Origin of the sequence: Tenacibaculum sediminilitoris (assembly GCF_964513795.1) — a bacterium.
GTDB classification, from domain to species: Bacteria; Bacteroidota; Bacteroidia; order Flavobacteriales; family Flavobacteriaceae; genus Polaribacter; species Polaribacter sediminilitoris.
The window spans coordinates 1-19,730 of sequence record NZ_CAZEQR010000013.1 but is presented as its reverse complement, the minus strand read 5'-3'; the positions used below and the strand labels follow the sequence as shown (position 1 = coordinate 19,730).

22 protein-coding genes and 1 pseudogene are annotated in these 19,730 nt (G+C 32.2%); 18 read left to right on the top strand and 5 right to left on the bottom strand.

The features are described from left to right. Genes ACKTSW_RS05840 through ACKTSW_RS05790 form a run of 11 tightly spaced genes read left to right on the top strand, consistent with a single transcriptional unit; the run spans position 1 to position 8,011 of the window. The gene (locus tag ACKTSW_RS05840) at positions 1-654 is read left to right on the top strand and encodes a TetR family transcriptional regulator C-terminal domain-containing protein (protein WP_408024343.1); all 654 of its coding nucleotides are present in this window, start codon (positions 1-3) and stop codon (positions 652-654) included. Continuing rightward, on the top strand, positions 651-1,961 hold the full coding sequence (locus ACKTSW_RS05835) for an ABC1 kinase family protein (RefSeq protein ID WP_408024342.1): 1,311 nt from the start codon (positions 651-653) through the stop codon (positions 1,959-1,961). The genes ACKTSW_RS05840 and ACKTSW_RS05835 overlap by 4 nt, the downstream gene beginning before the upstream one ends. A gap of 56 nt (positions 1,962-2,017) precedes the next feature. Then, positions 2,018-2,572 (top strand): flavin reductase family protein, encoded by a 555-nt coding sequence (locus ACKTSW_RS05830; RefSeq protein ID WP_408024341.1) that lies wholly within the window; start codon positions 2,018-2,020, stop codon positions 2,570-2,572. 2 nt (positions 2,573-2,574) lie between these two features. Further along, the gene (locus ACKTSW_RS05825) at positions 2,575-3,987 is read left to right on the top strand and encodes an SDR family oxidoreductase (RefSeq protein WP_408024340.1); all 1,413 of its coding nucleotides are present in this window, start codon (positions 2,575-2,577) and stop codon (positions 3,985-3,987) included. Between the two features lie 18 nt (positions 3,988-4,005). Further along, positions 4,006-4,275: a GTP cyclohydrolase I gene (locus tag ACKTSW_RS05820; protein ID WP_408024339.1), complete on the top strand. Its 270-nt coding sequence runs from the start codon at positions 4,006-4,008 to the stop codon at positions 4,273-4,275. Next, complete coding sequence (locus tag ACKTSW_RS05815) at positions 4,272-4,496, top strand: hypothetical protein (protein ID WP_408024338.1); 225 nt, start codon at positions 4,272-4,274, stop codon at positions 4,494-4,496. Before ACKTSW_RS05820 ends, ACKTSW_RS05815 begins: the two co-directional genes overlap by 4 nt. After that, positions 4,493-5,170 carry an SDR family NAD(P)-dependent oxidoreductase gene (locus tag ACKTSW_RS05810; RefSeq protein ID WP_408024337.1) on the top strand — a complete coding sequence of 226 codons (678 nt, stop codon included), beginning with the start codon at positions 4,493-4,495 and terminating at the stop codon, positions 5,168-5,170. Before ACKTSW_RS05815 ends, ACKTSW_RS05810 begins: the two co-directional genes overlap by 4 nt. 11 nt (positions 5,171-5,181) lie before the next feature. Next, on the top strand, positions 5,182-5,706 hold the full coding sequence (locus ACKTSW_RS05805; protein WP_408024336.1) for a CIA30 family protein: 525 nt from the start codon (positions 5,182-5,184) through the stop codon (positions 5,704-5,706). A 28-nt stretch (positions 5,707-5,734) separates the two neighbouring features. Then, positions 5,735-6,250, top strand: a complete 516-nt coding sequence (locus ACKTSW_RS05800) for a glutathione peroxidase (RefSeq protein WP_408024335.1) — start codon at positions 5,735-5,737, stop codon at positions 6,248-6,250. Further along, positions 6,250-6,735 carry an SRPBCC family protein gene (locus tag ACKTSW_RS05795; RefSeq protein WP_408024334.1) on the top strand — a complete coding sequence of 162 codons (486 nt, stop codon included), beginning with the start codon at positions 6,250-6,252 and terminating at the stop codon, positions 6,733-6,735. The genes ACKTSW_RS05800 and ACKTSW_RS05795 overlap by 1 nt, the downstream gene beginning before the upstream one ends. After that, positions 6,725-8,011, top strand: a complete 1,287-nt coding sequence (locus ACKTSW_RS05790) for a cryptochrome/photolyase family protein (protein WP_408024333.1) — start codon at positions 6,725-6,727, stop codon at positions 8,009-8,011. The genes ACKTSW_RS05795 and ACKTSW_RS05790 overlap by 11 nt, the downstream gene beginning before the upstream one ends. A 40-nt stretch (positions 8,012-8,051) precedes the next feature. Here the strand turns inward: ACKTSW_RS05790 and alaS are convergent, their stop codons facing one another. Further along, entirely contained in the window at positions 8,052-10,667 is a 2,616-nt protein-coding gene (gene alaS / locus ACKTSW_RS05785; RefSeq protein WP_408024332.1) for an alanine--tRNA ligase, read from the bottom strand. Positions 10,668-10,823: 156 nt separating this feature from the next. On the opposite strand from alaS, the gene ACKTSW_RS05780 reads away from it, so the two are divergent. The 6 genes from ACKTSW_RS05780 (at position 10,824) to ACKTSW_RS05755 (ending at position 15,804) form a co-directional block, all read left to right on the top strand. Beyond that, entirely contained in the window at positions 10,824-11,792 is a 969-nt protein-coding gene (locus ACKTSW_RS05780; protein ID WP_408024331.1) for a M23 family metallopeptidase, read from the top strand. Positions 11,793-11,813: 21 nt separating this feature from the next. Further along, entirely contained in the window at positions 11,814-12,143 is a 330-nt protein-coding gene (locus ACKTSW_RS05775; protein WP_408024330.1) for a MerR family transcriptional regulator, read from the top strand. A 17-nt stretch (positions 12,144-12,160) separates the two neighbouring features. Beyond that, positions 12,161-12,757 carry a LemA family protein gene (locus ACKTSW_RS05770; RefSeq protein WP_408024329.1) on the top strand — a complete coding sequence of 199 codons (597 nt, stop codon included), beginning with the start codon at positions 12,161-12,163 and terminating at the stop codon, positions 12,755-12,757. A 6-nt stretch (positions 12,758-12,763) separates the two neighbouring features. Next, positions 12,764-13,201, top strand: coding sequence for a TPM domain-containing protein (locus ACKTSW_RS05765; protein ID WP_408024328.1), 438 nt, complete (start codon positions 12,764-12,766; stop codon positions 13,199-13,201). A gap of 6 nt (positions 13,202-13,207) precedes the next feature. Then, entirely contained in the window at positions 13,208-14,014 is an 807-nt protein-coding gene (locus tag ACKTSW_RS05760; RefSeq protein ID WP_408024327.1) for a TPM domain-containing protein, read from the top strand. An 86-nt stretch (positions 14,015-14,100) separates the two neighbouring features. Next, a complete protein-coding gene (locus ACKTSW_RS05755) occupies positions 14,101-15,804 on the top strand; it encodes an alkaline phosphatase D family protein (RefSeq protein WP_408024326.1) in 1,704 nt (567 codons plus the stop codon). A gap of 435 nt (positions 15,805-16,239) precedes the next feature. Here the strand turns inward: ACKTSW_RS05755 and ACKTSW_RS05750 are convergent, their stop codons facing one another. The 4 genes from ACKTSW_RS05750 to ACKTSW_RS05735 all read right to left on the bottom strand — a co-directional run bounded on the left by ACKTSW_RS05750 (position 16,240) and on the right by ACKTSW_RS05735 (position 18,680). Then, positions 16,240-16,608: a DUF423 domain-containing protein gene (locus ACKTSW_RS05750; protein WP_408024325.1), complete on the bottom strand. Its 369-nt coding sequence runs from the start codon at positions 16,606-16,608 to the stop codon at positions 16,240-16,242. 38 nt (positions 16,609-16,646) lie between these two features. Further along, positions 16,647-16,802 (bottom strand): hypothetical protein, encoded by a 156-nt coding sequence (locus ACKTSW_RS05745; RefSeq protein WP_408024324.1) that lies wholly within the window; start codon positions 16,800-16,802, stop codon positions 16,647-16,649. 269 nt (positions 16,803-17,071) lie between these two features. Further along, positions 17,072-17,668: a nucleotidyltransferase family protein gene (locus ACKTSW_RS05740; RefSeq protein WP_408024323.1), complete on the bottom strand. Its 597-nt coding sequence runs from the start codon at positions 17,666-17,668 to the stop codon at positions 17,072-17,074. Further along, positions 17,661-18,680 carry an XdhC family protein gene (locus tag ACKTSW_RS05735; protein WP_408024322.1) on the bottom strand — a complete coding sequence of 340 codons (1,020 nt, stop codon included), beginning with the start codon at positions 18,678-18,680 and terminating at the stop codon, positions 17,661-17,663. Before ACKTSW_RS05735 ends, ACKTSW_RS05740 begins: the two co-directional genes overlap by 8 nt. A 490-nt stretch (positions 18,681-19,170) precedes the next feature. Here ACKTSW_RS05735 and ACKTSW_RS05730 point away from each other — a divergent pair. Continuing rightward, a pseudogene (locus ACKTSW_RS05730) lies at positions 19,171-19,730 on the top strand (hypothetical protein); the annotation flags it as partial.

Sequence of the window (19,730 nt, the reverse complement as noted above, 5' to 3'; positions counted from 1 at the left end):
ATGGCAAAAAAAAAGAATATAACACAAGAAAAAATAATAGAATGGTATATGAATACGGTATTATCATCAGGTCAACCGAATTCAATATTTTCTTTTACGAAAGAAAATAACTTTGAAGAATCAGAGTTTTATAAACACTTTTCAAGCTTTGAAAGCCTAGAAAAAACTGTTTTTAGAATTTTTGCCAAAGAAACCATTCATTTACTACACAAAACAGAAGCTTATAAAAACTATTCACCTAAAGATAAATTACTAAGCTTTTATTTTACCTTTTTTGAATTGTTGACAGTAAACAGGTCGTATGTATTGGTACAGTTAAAAAGAGAGAAAACAGATTTTTCGAAATTAAAAGTACTGCAAGAACTGCGTACTGAGTTTATTCATTTTGTAAATGAAATAAGCCTTGAAAAAATTGATTTTAAAAATGATAAAATCAACAAAATTCAAGATAAAACCATTGCAGAAGGGTATTGGATGCAGCTATTGCTTATTCTAAGATTTTGGATAGAAGACGAATCGACAAACTTTGAGAAAACGGATCTTTTTATAGAGAAGTCAGTAAAGGCTAGTTTTGATATTCAACAAATAGCACCTGTAAAAAGTGTGATTGATTTAGCGAAATTTTTGTGGAAAGAAAAATCTCCAATGCTATGAAAATACTAAATAAAATACCAACATCAAAAATAGAAAGAGCTACAAAATTAGTTACAACAGGAGTGAAAGTTGGAGTGAATTATGCGAAATATTACGGGAATAAAATAACTAAATCAGAAGAAGAAGCAAAAAATCAGTTAAACGAAGATAATGCTTCAGATATTTACGACGGTTTAAAAGAGTTAAAAGGTTCTGCGTTAAAAGTGGCACAGATGCTTAGTATGGAAAAAAACATTTTACCCAATGCGTATGTAGAAAAGTTTTCATTATCACAGTTTTCGGTTCCGCCATTGTCGGGACCTTTAGTAACCAAAACGTTTAAAAAATACTTCAACAAAAGACCGGACGAAGTTTTCGATACGTTTGTAGCAGAATCTGTAAATGCAGCAAGCATAGGGCAAGTTCATAAAGCCACAAAAGATGGAAAAGAACTAGCTGTAAAAATTCAATACCCTGGAGTTGCTGATAGTATTTCGACCGATTTGACAATGGTGAAACCTATTGCGATGAAAATGTTTAACATTAAGGGAGAAGGCTCAGATGAGTACTTTAAAGAAGTTGAAGAAAAACTTTTGGAGGAAACTAATTACGAATTAGAACTTGCACAGAGTAATGAAATAGCTGATGCCTGTAAACATATTCCAAACTTAAAATTCCCAAAATACTATCCAGACTTGTCATCAGATAGAATTTTAACGATGGATTGGATGTATGGAGTACACCTGTCAGAATTTACTAAAAATGAGCAGCCTGAAGACGTTGTAAATAAACTAGGGCAAGCTTTGTGGGACTTTTACATGTATCAAATACACAAGCTAAAAAAAGTACATGCAGATCCGCATCCAGGGAATTTTTTAGTGTCCAAATCAAATGAATTGATTGTTATAGATTTTGGCTGTATGAAAGAAGTTCCTGAAAGCTTTTATGTGCCTTATTTCGAGCTAGCGAAAAGAGATAATATAGATAATCCAGTTTTTTTTGAAAGTAAACTCTATGAATTAGAAATCTTAAGAAAAGACGATACGCCTGAAGAAATTGCATTTTTTAAAGCATTGTTTTATGAAATGTTATCGCTTTTTACACAACCTTTTCAGCAAGAAGAATTTGATTTTTCTAATGATGATTTCTTTAGTAAGATAGCTGACTTAGGTCAAAAATATGCAAAAAGTACAGAGTTAAAAAAGATGAATGGAAATAGAGGTTCAAAACACTTTATTTACATTAATAGAACATTCTTTGGTTTGTATAATTTAATGCACGATTTAAAGGCAAACAAAGTAAAAATAAATAATTTTAAGACTTTATAATGCACATCACAAGTCAACAAATAGACGAGTTTCCTCATCTGTATAAAATAAATTTGATGAATAGCATTTCTGGTTATAAACCAGCAAATCTTATTGCCACAAAATCTAACGATAACATAACCAATGTTGCAGTTTTTAGTTCGGTGGTACATTATGGTTCAAGTCCTGCTATTTTAGGGTTTGTATTACGTCCTACAACCGTTATAAGGAATACGTATAACAATATAAAAGAAACAGGATATTATACAATTAATGCTATTAATGAAGCAATAATTGAGGAAGCGCATCATACCTCGGCTAAATACCCTTCGGAAATATCAGAGTTTGATAAAACAAAATTATCAGAAGAATTTAAAAACGATTTTCACGCACCATTTGTTGCAGAATCACCTTTACAAATAGGAATGAAGTTTTTGGAGGAATACCATATAAAAGCAAACGGAACTATTTTAGTGTTGGGAGAAGTTACGGATTTGTATTTTAAAGACAAAATGCTTTCAGAAGATGGGTTCTTAAATTTATCCGAAGAAAAAATAGCTTCGATTAATGGTTTAGATACTTATATGATTGCAGAAAATTACAAGAGATTGTCATATCAAAGACCTAAATAGTAATGAAAATTCTAATTACAGGAACAACCGGGTATATCGGAAAAAGATTAATACCAATGCTGTTAGAGCAAAAGCATCAGTTAGTTTGCTGTGTTAGAGATATAAGAAGAATACCCTCTGAATTTAAAAATGTTTCATCAATTTCTTTCTTAGAAATCGATTTTCTAAAGCCAAAAGAAGAATTACCTAACGATATTGATACAGCGTATTACCTAATACATTCTATGTCAACAAGTAGTAATGATTTCTCAAAGTTAGAAGCAGATTGTGCAATTAATTTTAAAAAATTATTAGAACAAACTACCTGTAAACAAGTTATTTATTTAAGTGGTATTGTAAATGATAATTCACTGTCAAAGCACCTACAATCAAGATTTGAAGTTGAAAAAATACTACAATCAGAAAAATATTCGGTAACAACCTTTAGAGCAGGAATTATTGTAGGAAGTGGCAGTGCCTCTTTTGAAATTATTAGAGATTTAGTAGAGAAGCTCCCTGTTATGATAACCCCAAAATGGTTGTATACAAAAACACAACCTATTGCCATTAGAGATGTGTTAACCTACTTAACAAAAGCACTTGGTAACGAAAAAGTATACAGTCAATCCTATGATATATTTGGATCAGAAGTACTTACCTATAAAGAAATGCTATTACAGTTTGCAGAAGTAAGAGAACTAAAGAGGTTTATTTTTACAGTTCCACTTTTATCGCCAAAGCTATCGTCTTATTGGTTGTATTTTGTTACTTCTACCTCATTTAATTTAGCAAAATCATTGGTAGATAGTATGACTGTTGAGGTTATAGGAAAAGAAAGTGATATCAACGAAACTATTAATGTAAGCCCTATAACTTATAAGCAAGCAGTAAAGAAAGCTTTTAATAAAATAGCTCAAAACTCAGTAGTATCCAGTTGGAAAGATGCTAAGGTAAGTGGTGTTTTTTGTAAAGAATATTTTCAACATATTAACCTTCCTGAGTATGGTTGTTTTATTGATGAAAGAGTAAGAAGAGTATCAAACGAACATAGAACACTTCAAAAAATATGGGGAATAGGAGGAAAGAGGGGGTGGTATAAATTTACTTTTTTGTGGAAAGTAAGAGGGTTTATAGATCAAACTTTAGGGGGTGTAGGTTTACGTAGAGGAAGAAGGCACCCAACAGAATTAGAACCTGGTGATGCGCTTGATTTTTGGCGCGTTTTACTAGCAGATAAAGAAAACAAACGCTTATTACTTTTTGCTGAAATGAAATTGCCAGGAGAGGCTTGGTTAGAATATGTTATAAAAGATGGTGTTCTTTATCAAAGAGCAGTATTTAGACCTAAAGGAATATGGGGAAGAGCCTATTGGTATGCTGTTTTACCGTTTCATGGACTTATTTTTAAACAACTTATCAACTTTTTATCAAAATAGGTTTTAAATATTTGAAAAATGTATATAGATAAGATGTTTTCAGAATTAAATCTAGCAAACAAGTCAAAAATAGCGTTGTTTGAAAATAATTACCAGTATAACCAAATAGCTAGATATTTACAAGAAATATTACAAACAAAAGATGTAGCTGTAATTATAGATACAAAACACTTATATGTACCTTCTAGGAGAGTAAAAGACGACTCGTCATCAACAGTTACATGTTTTTATGGAGGTATATTTAATACTCCTGAAAAAATTGTTGAACTTCAAAACTATTTAAAATGAGTACAGTAAACTTAATTCAAGAAGCCTTAGAGTTTGAGAAGAATTACAAATCTTTTAAAACTAGAAATGAAAAAATTTTAGCCTCAAGAAAAGCAAAAGAAATAGTTTTATCAATTAATGAGGTATATAAAAAGAGTAAAGACAAAAAGTTAATGGATTTGATGAAACGCATCACTACAATTAAACAGAAGATAGAAAAAAGATTAAAAGGAAGGCTATGAAAACAATGGTAGTAGTAGGAGGGAGTAGCGGTATAGGAAAAGCTATTATTAATAAATTAAAAGACTCACATACCATTATAAATATTAGCAGAACAGTACCGGAAACTCATAAAAATATAAAACATTACACATGTGATGTTACGAAAGATGAACTTCCAGAATTAGAAGAAGCACACGGATTAGTTTATTGTCCTGGAAGTATCAATCTAAAATCCTTTTCAAGATTAAAATTAGAAGACTTTCAATCCGATTTAGATATCAACGTTCTTGGAGCAATTAAAACATTGAAAGCTTATGAAAGTTTGCTAACTCAAAATAATGGAAGTGTAGTGTTGTTTAGTACGGTAGCTTCGTTTTTAGGAATGCCTTTTCATGCAAGTATTGCAACAAGTAAATCGGCAATAGAAGGGCTTACAAAATCGCTAGCGGCAGAATATGCGACTAAAGTTAGATTCAATGCAATTGCTCCTACGGTAACAGATACACCTTTGGCAGCTCGTTTGTTACGAAATGAAAAACAACAAGAGAGTATGCAGAATAGACATCCGTTAAAAAAATATTTAAAAGCAGAAGAAGTAGCAAGTTTAGCCACTTATTTATTGTCTGACGAAGCATCAGCAATTACTGGGCAAATAATTCCTATGGATGCAGGAATTGTAAGTGTAAAAATTTAAAAAAGTAAAGAATGAAATGGCTTTTAATTCTAAGTTTTCTTATGTGTTTGAATGGTGAAATTATAATTTTTGATAAAGATAATAACACTCAAAGATGGTACGTTGTTAATGATACTGTAATGGGAGGCATATCTAGCTCATCAATAAAAATAGATACAAACGGAAAGGCAGTCTTTTCGGGTGAGGTGTCAACGGAAAATAATGGTGGATTTGCTATGACGAGAATGCCAACAAATATAAATTTAAACAAACAACACTCAAAGATTGTAGTAAGAGTGAAAGGAGATGGAAAACAGTATCAGCTACGATTAAAATCAAATGAATCTCAGCGTTACTCTTATGTACAAGTATTTAGAACAAATACACAAGAACAAGAAATTATATTGCCACTAATAGGGTTTTACCCTGCTTTTAGAGGTAGAAAGTTAAACTTCGGTAATTTTTCTGCTAACCAAATAAAAGAAGTAGCAATTTTAATAGGAAATAAAAAAGACGAAGACTTTTCGTTAGAAATCATAAAAATAGCAATTCAATAAAATGAACACTGTAAAAATATTTTTAATTATGGCATTATTTAGTTTTTCAGGCAAAGCACAAACAGTGGAACCTAAAGAATCGTTATACGATATAAAAATTGAAGGTATTAATGGAGATAACCTAGATCTTCATCAATTCAAAGGAAAGAAAATATTATTTGTAAATGTAGCTTCAAAATGTGGTTTTACAAATCAGTATGAAGGTTTACAAGAGTTGTACTCAAACCACAAGGATAAATTAGTAATTATAGGTTTACCATGTAATCAATTTGGAGAACAAGAACCAGGAACAATAAAAGAAATCCAATCGTTTTGTAGTGTAACCTATGGAGTAGATTTTCCTATGACAGAAAAGATTGAGGTTAAAGGAGAAAACCAACACCCGTTATACCAATGGTTAACACAAAAAGAGAAAAACGGAAAAATGAGTTCCTCAGTAAAATGGAATTTTCAAAAATATTTGGTAGATGAAAAAGGAAGATTAATTGACGTTTTTTATTCAATAACAAAACCAATGAGCAAGAAAATTACCAAATTGTTATAATGATTCACTTTAAAAAGCATTCAGGAATTTATACATTATCCACTGAGCAAATATTAAACGTTCCGTTAGAAAAAGCGTGGGATTTTTTCAGTACTCCAGAAAATTTGCAAAAAATAACACCATCACATATGGGGTTTCAAATTACTTCTGAGGTTGATAAAAAAGCCTATGCGGGACAAGTAATTACGTATAAAATAGGAATTTTACTAGGGATTAAATCTAGTTGGGTTACCGAAATTACACAAGTAAAAGAACAACAGTTTTTTATTGATGAACAGCGATTTGGTCCTTATAGCATGTGGCATCACGAACATTGGTTTGAAGAATTACCAGAAGGAAGAACGTTAATAAAAGATAAAATATCGTATAAAATACCTTTTGGTTTTCTAGGTCATATAGCTCAATCAATCTTTATAAAGAAGCAGTTAAAAGGAATTTTTAAACATCGTTATAGTACGTTAGAAAAACTATTTAATGGAAGATAAAGTATCGGTTTTTTGGTTTCGTCGAGATTTACGTTTACAAGATAATAAAGGTTTGCACGAAGCACTGCAATCAGGAAATAAGGTAATACCGTTATTTATTTTTGATGAAGATATTTTAGAAAGCCTTCCTAAAAATGATGCACGAGTAACTTTTATTCACGAAACCTTACAAAAACTAGATGAAGAGCTGAAAAAGCATCAATCTTCTCTAGTAGTAAAAAAAGGAAAACCGTTAGCAATTTGGAAAAAACTAACTAAAGAATATATAATTGAGAAAGTTTACACAAATAAAGATTACGAACCTTACGCCATTAAAAGAGATAAGGAAGTAGCCGACTTTTTAGCATCAAAAGGAATAATATTTAATGCTTTTAAGGATCAAGTAATTTTTGAAGAAAACGAAGTTTTAAAGAATGATGGAACTCCGTATACAGTTTTTACCCCGTATAAAAATAAATGGTTGCAAAACTTCTCAGAAAAGAAAGATACACAAGAGTTTGTGGTAGGTTTTACTAATTTTAATCAATTCTCTATAGAGTTTCCTTCATTAGCTTCTATAGGTTTTGAAGAAAGTACGATTAAAGTAAAACCATACAACCTATCTAATTTAGAGGTGTATGATGAGGTGAGAGATTTTCCTGCTGAAGATAAAACTTCATACTTGTCGCCATATCTGCGTTTCGGATTGGTAAGTACTCGAAAAATGATTCGTTTTGCTTTAAAAACCAACCAAACTTTTTTAAGTGAGTTAATTTGGCGTGAGTTTTTTATGCAAATTTTATATCATTTTCCAAAAGTAGTTACTCAGAATTTCAAGCAAAAGTATGATGCAGTTCCTTGGAGAAATAATGAAGAAGAATTTAAAAAATGGTGTGAAGGTAAAACAGGGTATCCGATGGTTGATGCAGGGATGCGAGAGTTGAATAAAACAGGATATATGCACAACAGGGTACGTATGATTACAGCAGGCTTTTTATGCAAACACTTATTGATTGATTGGCGTTGGGGAGAAGCTTATTTTGCCGAAAAGTTGTTAGATTATGATTTGTCAGCGAATAACGGAAATTGGCAGTGGGCAGCAGGTACAGGTTGCGATGCAGCTCCGTATTTTAGAGTGTTTAACCCAGAGTCTCAATTAAAAAAGTTTGATAAAGATTTACAATATGTTAGAAAATGGGTGAAAGACTTTGATGAACTAACCTATCCACAACCTATGGTAGAGCATAAGTTTGCCAGAGAACGAGCAATTAATACGTATAAAAAAGCATTACAATAAAAAAGGTTCAGAATTTTCTGAACCTTTTTTATTGTATATATTAAGCGATATAGTCTTTTGCTCTCTCTAATGCTTTCGGAATTCCTCCAGGGTTTTTACCACCAGCGGTTGCAAAGAAGTTTTGTCCACCACCACCACCGTGAATTAGTTTCCCTAATTCTCTAACTACTTTACCTGCATCGTATCCTTTTTCATTGGCTAACTCTTTAGAAATATAACAAGTTAACATCGCTTTGTCTGGTGAAGGCGAAGTAGCAAACAATACAAAAAGATTGTTGAATTCTCCTCCTAATTCAAACAGCAAGTTTTTAATGCTATTTGGGTCTAAATCTACTTTAGTTGCTAAAAATTGAACCCCATTAACCTCTTGTAATTGGTTTTTAAGTTCACCTTTCATGTTTTTAGCCTTATCCTTTAACAATTGTTCAACTTGTTTTTTTAACGCAGTATTTTCATCTTGTAAACTACTAACCGATTTAGCAACATCTTTAGGGTTTTTTAATAATTGTTTTACAGCATCGTAGTTGCGTTCAACATCTTCAAAATAATCACCAACAGCTATATTAGAAATCGCTTCAATTCTTCTAATTCCAGCAGCTACTGCACCTTCCGATTTTATTTTAAAATACCAAATATCACCAGTTTGTTGTACGTGCGTTCCACCACACAATTCCATCGATTGTCCAAAACGAATGGCACGAACACTATCTCCATATTTTTCTCCAAATAAAGCAATCGCACCTTCATCAATAGCTTGCTGCATTGGAATGTTGCGTTTTTCTTCTAACGGAAGATTTTCACGAATACGAGCATTTACAAACTCTTCTATCTCTTGTAATTGGTCATTATCAACTTTTGAAAAATGAGAAAAATCGAAACGTAAGTAATTAGGATTCACTAAAGAACCTTTTTGCTCTACATGGTCGCCTAAAATACTTCGTAGTGCTTGGTGTAATAAGTGGGTAGCTGAGTGATTACTAGCAGATAAACGTCTGTACTCATCATTTACAACAGCTTTAAACGTTTCGTTTAAGTTTTTCGGTAGGTTTTTTGTGAAATGAATAATTACATTATTTTCTTTCTTAGTATCAATTACATAAATAACATCTCCATTAGGAGTTTCAATATACCCTTGGTCACCAACTTGTCCACCTCCCTCTGGATAGAAAGGAGTCATATTAAATACTAATTGGTATTGATCACCATCTTTTTTAGTAGTAACTTTTCTATAACGAGTTAGTTTAACATTAGTGGTTAATATATCGTAACCAATAAACTCTTCAACATCATCTTCTAATACAGTAACCCAATCACCAGTTTCACTAGCAGAAGCAGCACGAGAACGCTCTTTTTGAGCTTTCATACCTGCATTAAATTCTTCCTCATTGATTTCATATCCTTTTTCACGAGCGATTAACTGTGTTAAATCAAGAGGGAATCCGTAAGTATCGTATAATTCAAAAGCACGTTTACCAGAAACAGTTTTACCATTGGTAGTTGCAATAACTTGATCTAATAGTAATAAACCTTGATCTAATGTGCGTAAGAAAGAAGTTTCTTCTTCCTTAATAACATTATGTACTAAAGTATTTTGTTTTTTAATTTCAGGAAAAGCAGCTCCCATTTGATGAGCTAAAGTTTCTACTAACTTATAAATAAAAGGTTCTTTTTTGTTTAAAAAAGTAAATCCGTAGCGAATTGCACGACGCAAAATTCTACGAATTACATATCCTGCACCATTATTACTTGGTAGTTGTCCGTCAGCAATAGCAAAAGCTACTGCACGAACGTGGTCAGCAATTACACGAATGGCGATATCAACTTTTCCATCATTACCATACTCAATACCTGTAATTGTTTCAATTTCTCTAATTAGAGGAGTAAACACATCGGTGTCGTAGTTAGATTGAACACCTTGTAACACCATACATAAACGCTCAAATCCCATTCCTGTATCAATATGTTTTGCAGGAAGTTCAATTAAAGACCCATCAGCTTTACGGTTGTATTGCATAAAAACTAAGTTCCAGATTTCAACAACCTGAGGGTGATCTTCATTTACTAATGATTTACCATCAATTTTCGCTTTTTCCTCTGCTGAACGAATATCAACATGTATTTCTGAACACGGGCCGCAAGGACCTTGCTCACCCATTTCCCAGAAATTATCTTTTTTATTACCCATCAAAATGCGATCTTCAGAAATATGTTGTTTCCATAAACCGTATGCTTCTTGATCCATTTTTGTACCATCTTTGTCATCACCTTCAAACACGGTTACATATAAAATATCTTTATCTATTTTATAAACTTCGGTTAGTAATTCCCAAGCCCAAGCAATAGCTTCTTTTTTAAAGTAATCGCCAAAACTCCAGTTACCTAACATTTCAAACATTGTGTGGTGATAGGTGTCATAACCAACCTCTTCTAAATCGTTATGTTTACCAGAAACACGTAAACATTTTTGGCTATCTGAAATCCTACTACTTTTAGGAATTGAATTTCCTAAGAAAAACTCTTTGAAAGGAGCCATACCAGAGTTTGTAAACATTAAGGTAGGGTCGTTCTTTAACACCATAGGTGCTGACGGAACTATTTCGTGTTGTTTTGATTTAAAAAAATCTAAAAATTTAGCTCTAATATCTTGAGATTTCATAAAACTCTGGTTGTCTGATTTTTGTTAAAAATTTTCTAAAAAACTACTTGTAAAAATAAGTTTTAAAAGATTTTGTAAATTTGTGAGTTTTCAAACTTGTACATCCCCTTAGAGGATGTATAATTTAAAGAGCACAAAAATAGTACATTTAGCATTATGGCAAAAGTAAAATATTATTATGACCCAGACACTTTATCTTATAGAAGGATAGAGAGTAAAAAAGGAGAGGTAGCTAAAATTATCACTCTTTGGGTTTTGGGTAGTTTATTATTAATGTTCTTTGGTTTTATAGGTTTTAGCCAGTTTTTAATGTCACCAAAAGAACGTACTCAGAAGAGAGAGTTAGAAAATTTAAAATTGCATTATGAACTGCTTTCAAAAAAGATGGAAGAAAGTGCTGAAATCTTAACTGATTTACAAGAAAGAGATAATAACATATATAGAACGTATTTTGAAGCGAGTCCAATACCAGAAGAGCAGAGAAAAGCAGGTTTTGGTGGTGTAAACAGATATAAACACTTAGATGGTTTTGATAATAGTTCAATGGTGAAAAAAGCAACAAAGCAGCTAGATGTTTTATCAAAACAAATGGTGGTACAATCAAAGTCTTTAGATGAAATAGTAGAGTTAGCCAAAGAAAAAGAGAAAATGTTAGCCTCTATACCCGCTATTCAACCTGTAAAAAATCAAGATCTAAAAAGAATGGCATCGGGGTATGGTATGCGTTTACACCCTATATTAAAGTCGTGGCGTATGCATAATGGAATGGATTTTACAGCACCTACCGGCACTCCTATTTTTGCATCTGGGAATGGTACTGTAAAAAAAGCACATAGAAGCTCAACTTTTGGGAAAGTAGTTTATATTAATCATGGCTACGGGTACGAAACCATTTATGCACATATGAGCAAAATAGTAGCTAAAAAAAGACAAAAAGTTAAAAGAGGTGATTTAATAGGATATGTAGGGAACACAGGGCGTTCTGCTGCACCGCATTTACATTATGAAGTACATAAAAATGGTAGACCAGTAAATCCTATTTACTATTACTACGGAGATTTAACTCCAGAAGAATTTGTAGCGATGCAAAAAGCTTCACAACAAAAAGGGCAGTCGTATGACTAACCAAAAAATGAGCTGTGAAAAATGTATATAGACTTACCTGATAAAAGATATTATAAAATAGGTGAAGTAGCTAAAGCTTTTGGGGTAAACAGTTCTCTCATAAGGTTTTGGGATAAAGAGTTTGAAATCATTAATCCTAAAAAAAATGCAAAAGGAGACAGGCTGTTTACACAAGAAGATGTAAAAAATTTTAAAATTATTTATAATCTAGTAAAAGAAAGAGGATTTACTTTAGATGGAGCAAAACAAAAGCTAAAGAAAAACCCTGAAGGAGTCTTAAATAATCAGGAAATTATTAGTAGATTAGAAACGGTAAAAGCAGAACTAATAAAAATCAAAAATCAATTATAAATACAAAAATCAAAATTATGAAAAAATGGTTAGTGCCTTTAATTATTATTGGAGTCTTAGTATTCGGTATGTACAGATGGGCAGTTGGGTTTAATAATACAGCAGTAGAATATCAAGAAAATGCTAAAACAGCATGGTCAAAAGTTGAAAGTTCATATCAACGAAGAAATGATTTAATAGGTAATTTAGTTAAAACTGTACAAGGAGCTGCCGATTTTGAAAAAAGTACGTTAACAGAGGTAATCAATGCACGTGCTAAAGCTACTTCTGTAAATATTAATGCAGGCGATTTAACTCCTGAGAAAATGGCACAATTTCAACAAGCACAACAAGGATTAACAGGAGCTTTATCTAAATTATTAGTATCTGTTGAGCGTTACCCTGAATTAAAAGCAAATCAAAACTTTTTAGAATTACAAAGTCAGTTAGAAGGAACTGAAAACCGTATTAACGTTGCTCGTGATCGTTTTAATGAAGATGTTAATACATATAATAAATTAATTAAAAAATTTCCAGGGTCATTTTTAGCAAGACTTTTTGGTTTCGATGAAATGAGTCGTTACAAATCTGATGCAGGTTCAGAAAATGCTCCTGACGTAGATTTTAAATTCTAACAGCATATGTCTAATGTAGAAGATTTTCTTACTGCAGAAGAAGAACAAGAAATTGTTGCTGCTATTAGGTTAGCAGAAAAAAATACTTCTGGTGAAATAAGAGTTCATATTGAGGCAAGTACCAGCTTGCCTCATTTTGAAAGAGCACTTGAAGTATTTCATACTCTAAAAATGTTTAATACCAAACAGCAAAATGCAGTACTTATTTATGTAGCTGTTGAAGATCACAAATTTGTGATTTATGGAGATAAAGGTATTAATGAGGTTGTACCTGAAAATTTTTGGGATGCCACTAAAAATACAATGCAAACACAATTTAAAAAAGGTAATTTCAAACAGGGAATTATTAATGGTGTTTTAAAAGCGGGAGAAGAATTAAAAGAACACTTTCCTTGGGAAATTGATGATGAAGATGAATTGTCTAATGAAATATCAAAAGGTTAACTAAAATTGAAAAAAACAATCTACATTCTTATTCTTTTTTTAGGATTTATATCACAATGCTTGTTTTCACAAGGATTTGAAATCCCAGAAACGCCTAAGTTTCAAACAAGTGTTTACGACTATATCAATCTTTTATCACCCAATCAAAAGGCAAACTTAGAAAATAAGCTAATCAAATACTCCGACACTACTTCTACACAAGTAGTGGTCGCAATTATAAGTTCAACAGAAGGAGAAGAAATAGGGTATTTGGCTACTAATTGGGCTCATAAATGGGGAATTGGAGGAAGTAAAGAGAAAGACAACGGAGTATTTATGTTGTTGGCAAAAGATGATCGTAAAGTAACGATACGAACAGGTTATGGAACCGAACACTTATTAACCGATTATGTTTCTAGACAAATTATAGAGTATGACATTATTCCTTACTTTAAACAAGGTGACTACTACGCTGGGTTAAACAGTGGAGTAGATGCTGTTTTTAAAGTAATGAGTGGTGAATACAAAGGTTCTAGAAAGCAATCTAAAAAAACAGATTTTAGCTTTATTATCTTTATCATCATTCTAGTAGTATTCTTTATCATTATTTCAAGTGGAAGTAGAGGAAACCGTGGAGGAGGAAGAGGCTACAGAAAATCGGATGTAGCAAGAGGTATCTTAGAAACCATTATTTTAAGCAACGCTGGTAGAGGCGGTTTTGGCGGAGGAAGCTTCGGTGGAGGATCGTCAGGAGGCTTTGGCAGTGGCGGAGGCTTTGGTGGAGGTTTTGGCGGCGGCGGCTTTGGCGGTGGCGGTGCTACTGGAGGTTGGTAGTAACTTCATTTATTTAGTAAAGGTTAGTTAACGTTAAAGCAATGTTGAAATAGTACTTATGCAGGGAAATTAAATGACCCTTACGTATGAAGACTAACATTAAAAGAAGAAGCTTTTTAAGAAACTCATTATTAGCAACTGGAGGACTACTTTTAGTTCCTAACTTTATCAGTTGTAAAGATGATGATATTAATGAATTACCTATCCCAGATAACTTAACAGAGAAAAACTTTGAGCAAGGAGTTGCTAGTTTTGATCCTACAAATTCACAAGTTATCATCTGGACTCGTTATAGTACCAAAAAAACTTCAGCGACCTTAGTTTGGCAAATAGCAAAAGACAAAAACTTTAAAGAGGTTGTTCGTCAAGCAGAAGTAACTACCGATGCTTCAAGAGATTTTACCGTAGCTGTTGAAATTAAAGAATTAGATGCAGGACAAAAGTTATACTACCGTTTTGTAAGTGTTGACGATAAAGCAACATCACCAGTAGGGGAAACGTTAACCTTTAACGAATCAATAAGTGAAGTAACGTTAGCAGTAGCATCTTGCGCAAACTTTGCTTACGGTTACTTTAATGTATATGAAGAGATAAAAAAATCGGATGCAGATGTTGTTATCCATCTGGGAGATTATATCTATGAATATGGAGAAAAGACTTATGGTTCGTTTAGAACACCAGAACCAAAGGGAGAAATTATTTCGTTAGATGATTATCGTACTCGTTACCGTCAATACCGCTCAGATGAGCAATTAAAAGAATTGCACAGAAGAAAACCTTTTATCTGTGTTTGGGACGATCATGAGGTAGCAAACGATACTTATAAAGACGGAGCTGAAAACCATCAAGAAGATGAAGGAAGCTTTACTTCAAGAAAACAAAGTGCATTAAAAGCATACAGTGAATATTTACCTAACATGACAAACCTTGTAGATAATTCAATTATTTATAGAAACCTAAAAATAGGAAACTTGGTAGACTTAATTATGTTAGATACCCGTGTTGTAGGAAGAGACAAGCAGCTAGAATATTCAACATTTTATGATGATAAAGGAGCGTTTGATGCAGCGGCTTTTCAGCAAGCATGGTTAAACCCGCAACGTACACTTTTAGGAACTACCCAACTAGGATGGTTAGAAAGTGAACTAGCCGCTAGTAATAGTACATGGCAAATTATAGGGCAGCAAGTTTTAATGGGAAAAATGTTAATTCCTGCTGAACTACTAACACTTTTAGCAAAACTATTGGCAGAAGTATCAGCTGCAGGATCAGCAAGTGAAGAAACGTTTAATTTGCTTAAAACTTCTATTACAGAGTTGGTAACTATTAAAACAAGAGCCTTACAAAACGATCCTACGTTAACAGCAGAAGAGACAGCAAGAATAGAAACAGTATTACCGTATAACTTAGATGCTTGGGATGGTTATTTTATGGAAAGAGAACGCATTTTAGCAAGTTTTAAAAGTAAAAATGTAGTAGTGCTGGCAGGAGATACTCACAATGCGTGGTATAGCGATTTAAAAAATAATTCAGGAGAAAAAGTAGCAGTAGAGATAGCTACAAGTTCGGTATCATCACCAGGGTTAGAAACCTATTTAGGAGCATCTGCAACAGATTTAGAAGTTGCATTAGGCTTGTTAATAGACGATTTGCAATACAGTAATTTCTCTCAAAGAGGATATATGAAACTTACAGTAACAGCAGCAGGGATACAAACCGATTGGAATTATGTTGATAGCGTTACCAACAAAACCTATTCAAATAGTATCGGAAAGACAGTTAATTTATAATATCATACTATTACCAACACACAAAAGGCTCCTGAATAACTCAGGAGCCTTTTGTTGCTATAAAAGAAATACGAAAACAACAAGTGTTATACTTCTTTAGAAGCTGTAGGCTTCCCCAAAAATAGGATAGTTATAAATTCGAATTTACTAACTTTAAATTTAAACTATCATTATGAAAAGCACTTGGTTGCTCGTATAAAACAACCATTAGAAGTCCCTGCTGTACTGAATTGATGGAGGGAAAGTGCGTGTTTTTAACGTAATCGATGACTGTAGCAGAGAAGCAATAGTTAGTAACGCTGGACTTTCTTATCCAGCAAAAGCTGTTGTAGAAACTTAAAAGAAAAAATTGGAACGTCTAGGTATGTAAGATGTGATAAAGCCCCTGAGTTTATCTCAAAAACATTTATGAACTCTCTCTTAAGTAACTGTGGTTTATAAAAATTCAAGTAACAGAGTTACCCATCCAACAATTAACAGTACCCCTCCTAAAGGAGTAATAGGACCTAAAAATTTCATTTTTTTACCTTTTGCATCAGATAGCACTAAACCATAAATACTAAAAGAAAACAGTATGATTCCAATTACAAAAGCGAAATATATTGTTGAGCTAGGTACTTCAAAATAACTTCCAACGAATAATAAAACGAGTGCATGGTACATTTGATATTTTACCCCCGTTTCAAATGATTTTAATTGTTCTTGAGTTAAAACTTTCTGTAAAGCATGTGCTCCAAATGCTCCAAATATTATAGCAAACATACCAAATAAAGCGCCTGTAATTAATACAATTTGTTGTGTCATATTTTTTAAGAATTAAAATGAAAAACTAATACTAAAAGCTACTCTGTCTTCTTGTGAATTTCCTTTAAAGCATGAAGTATTTGCAGTGAATTAGGTAAATAAGGAAACCATACACGACCGTAATCAAAACCATCAGTAATACCAATCTTTATAGAAATAATCTCCGTAAAAATACGTCCAAAACGTAAACGCATATCGCTACTATGATAAAAACTTTCGGTTTCAGAAAAAGGTCCTCTATTAAATCCACGTAAATTATGATTACCACCTAAAGTAGCTGCTTGATATATTTCAAAACGGTTTCCTATCCTATATTAATTTTAGTATCAACTTCAGAAGCAAAAACTAACGAATGGTTGAATACTAGGTTTTGATACATAGCCAAAGTTAGATATATGCAAAACTTGGTTAAGTTCATGTTTCGTCTTTTAGTTGTGTAAAAATAAGGTTTTTTAGACTAAAATTATTGCTTTAATAAATGCTGATAGTCTTCAGGGGTATCAATATCTAGTAAGTTTTGAGAGGAATTTACTTTGACAACATTTTTATCATGTTGTAACAGAATTTTTTTTGCTCCTTTATCTCCTTTTAGGTTTAATAAATCATTAAAAAATATCTTCGGAAAAATAGCAGGAACTCCAACACTAACTTGGTAATTAGAAGCAATTATTTTAGAAGGATTGTTTTTTGAAGTTTCAATCATAGAGCTCAAATATTCAGAAGTAACATGAGGTTGATCTGATAGCATTATTAAAGCATTGTCAAAGTTGTGCTTCTGTAAAAAATTAATTCCTTCTACAATGCTAGTACTTAATCCGTTTTTATAATTAGGGTTGTAAATGACTTCAACATTTTTTGTTGTAAGTTGCTTTTCAATCGCATCTTTATTAGCTCCCAATACACAAAATACATTTTTTACTGTCAATTTTTGAGCTTGTTCAATTGCCCATTCTAGTAGTGTAGTGTTTTTGTAAGGAAGTAATTGTTTTATCTTTCCCATTCGAGAAGCACTGCCTGCAGCCAATATGAGAATCGCTGTTTTTTGCATTGTATTAATCATGGATTCGACCAGTAATTTTTTTTAGAGAAAACACCTCTTTGTTACGAATTATAGATAGTATTTCTGCTAATATTGACAAAGCTATTTCTTCTGGGGTTTCAGCTCCAATATTTAAGCCAGCAGGAGTGTAAATTTTGTCTAAAAAGTCATCAGTAATATCTGGTGAAAACCCAAAGAGTTCGTTAAATAGTTTTTCTCGTCGTTTGGCAGCACCTAAAATACCTATATAAATAGGATTTTTCTCTTGTAGTTTAATTAGCCAGCGTAAATCGTACGTAAAATTATGATTCATAATAACAACTGCCGTATTGTTGTTTACATGAGAAAGTTCAATTACTTCTGGAGTTTGTGCAGTGACTGATTTAGCTCCAGGAAAATTAGTTAATTCTTTTGGGTCTTTTATTGATGTAACTACATCAACTTCCCATCCTAACAGGGTGGCTTGCACACAAAGCTTTACAGCATCATGCTCTCCACCAATAATAAGTAAGCGAAATAGCGGTTGCAAAGTTTGTTTAAAAGTAGTTAACTGATCTGTTTTTTTAGTGTTAAACTCTTTATTGAAAGAAAATATTTGTTGATTGTTAAATTGAATTATAGAGCCAAAATTACCAAACCCTTCATCTTCTTTTTGATAGAAGGATGTAATATCATACGATTTTCTTTGAGTGTTGTTTTCTGAAAAAGCAATAAGAAATTCAGAAGTAAGATTAAAAGGCTCTAAAAGAATATATAATATTCCTTCGCAACCTAAACGATAACGACCGTCATAGGTTATTATTTTAGGTTTGTTGTTTTTAAAAACCGATTGTGCTCTACGTTGAACTTCTTTTTCAACACAACCACCACTAATAGCTCCCATTATTTTTCCATCAGAAGACAGTAACATTCTAACTCCTGGTTTTCTATAAGAAGAGCCATCTAAATGAACCACTGTAACTAAAACATTTTGTATGCCTTGTTGTTGATTTATGCTAGCCTGCTGTATTATTTCTTTAAGTTCGTGTGTCATTTTGTGTAAAAAACTCTTCTAAAAGTACACTTTTTATCACTTTATTAAAAATTAATACTAGTTAATAATTTTTAGCAAAAATCTTTTTCATAATCAGTTTAATACAAGAAATAGAACATTTTGTAATTGATTTACTGAATACTGATTATATCATTTTTTTTTGTATATTTATGTATCAAGCAAATATATATTTTCTAATATTATAGCTGAAGCTAAGGTAAATACTGGTGTTTCTTAAATATTTAAGGAAACAGAAATTAGAAAATGATTGCAATTTGGAATTATTTATTAGCTTGAAAAAGGGAACTTTACAAAAAAAAAGTTATGATATATAATAAAAAAAACCTGACCTTAAAAACGTGTATTTTTTTAGAAAATTAAATTTTTCTAAAAGAAAAGAACATGTGGTTTAAGGTAATTTTGTGTTTAGGTAAGGCTACAAGACTATATCTGGCAGTTAAAGAGAAGAATTTATTTTAAACAAATCAGTATGAAACAAAAATTATTATTAATTATAACCCTTTTAGGGTTGATTAAAGGAGTAAATGCACAGGTAGGAATTGGAACAGAAATGCCTAACCCATCTACTCAATTAGAAATAGTGTCTAGTGATAGAGGGGTATTAATCCCTCAAGTTCCACTAAACAGCACAACAGACCAAACAACTATAACAGCAGGAAATGTTGAAAGTCTTTTGGTTTATAATACCCAAACTATTGCAGATATAACTCCGGGGTATTATTATTGGTATCAAGGTGCTTGGAGACGAATCTCTACTTCAAGTGTTGCGTCTGAAACAGTTACAAAACTCATTTACGATGCTCCAACAAATTCATTAATATATACTGATGAAAATGGTGCTAATAACACTATAAATATGTTGACATTGGTTCAAAATTTAGAAACGTTAACCAGTGCAAGTCTTGATGCTACGACAGGTGTTTTAACCTATAATGATGAAGATGGAACAGCAAACGCTATAGATTTGAGTGGAATGATTTCAAACTTTGAAACGTTAACAAGCATCTCCCAAGACGTAGCGGCAGGAAC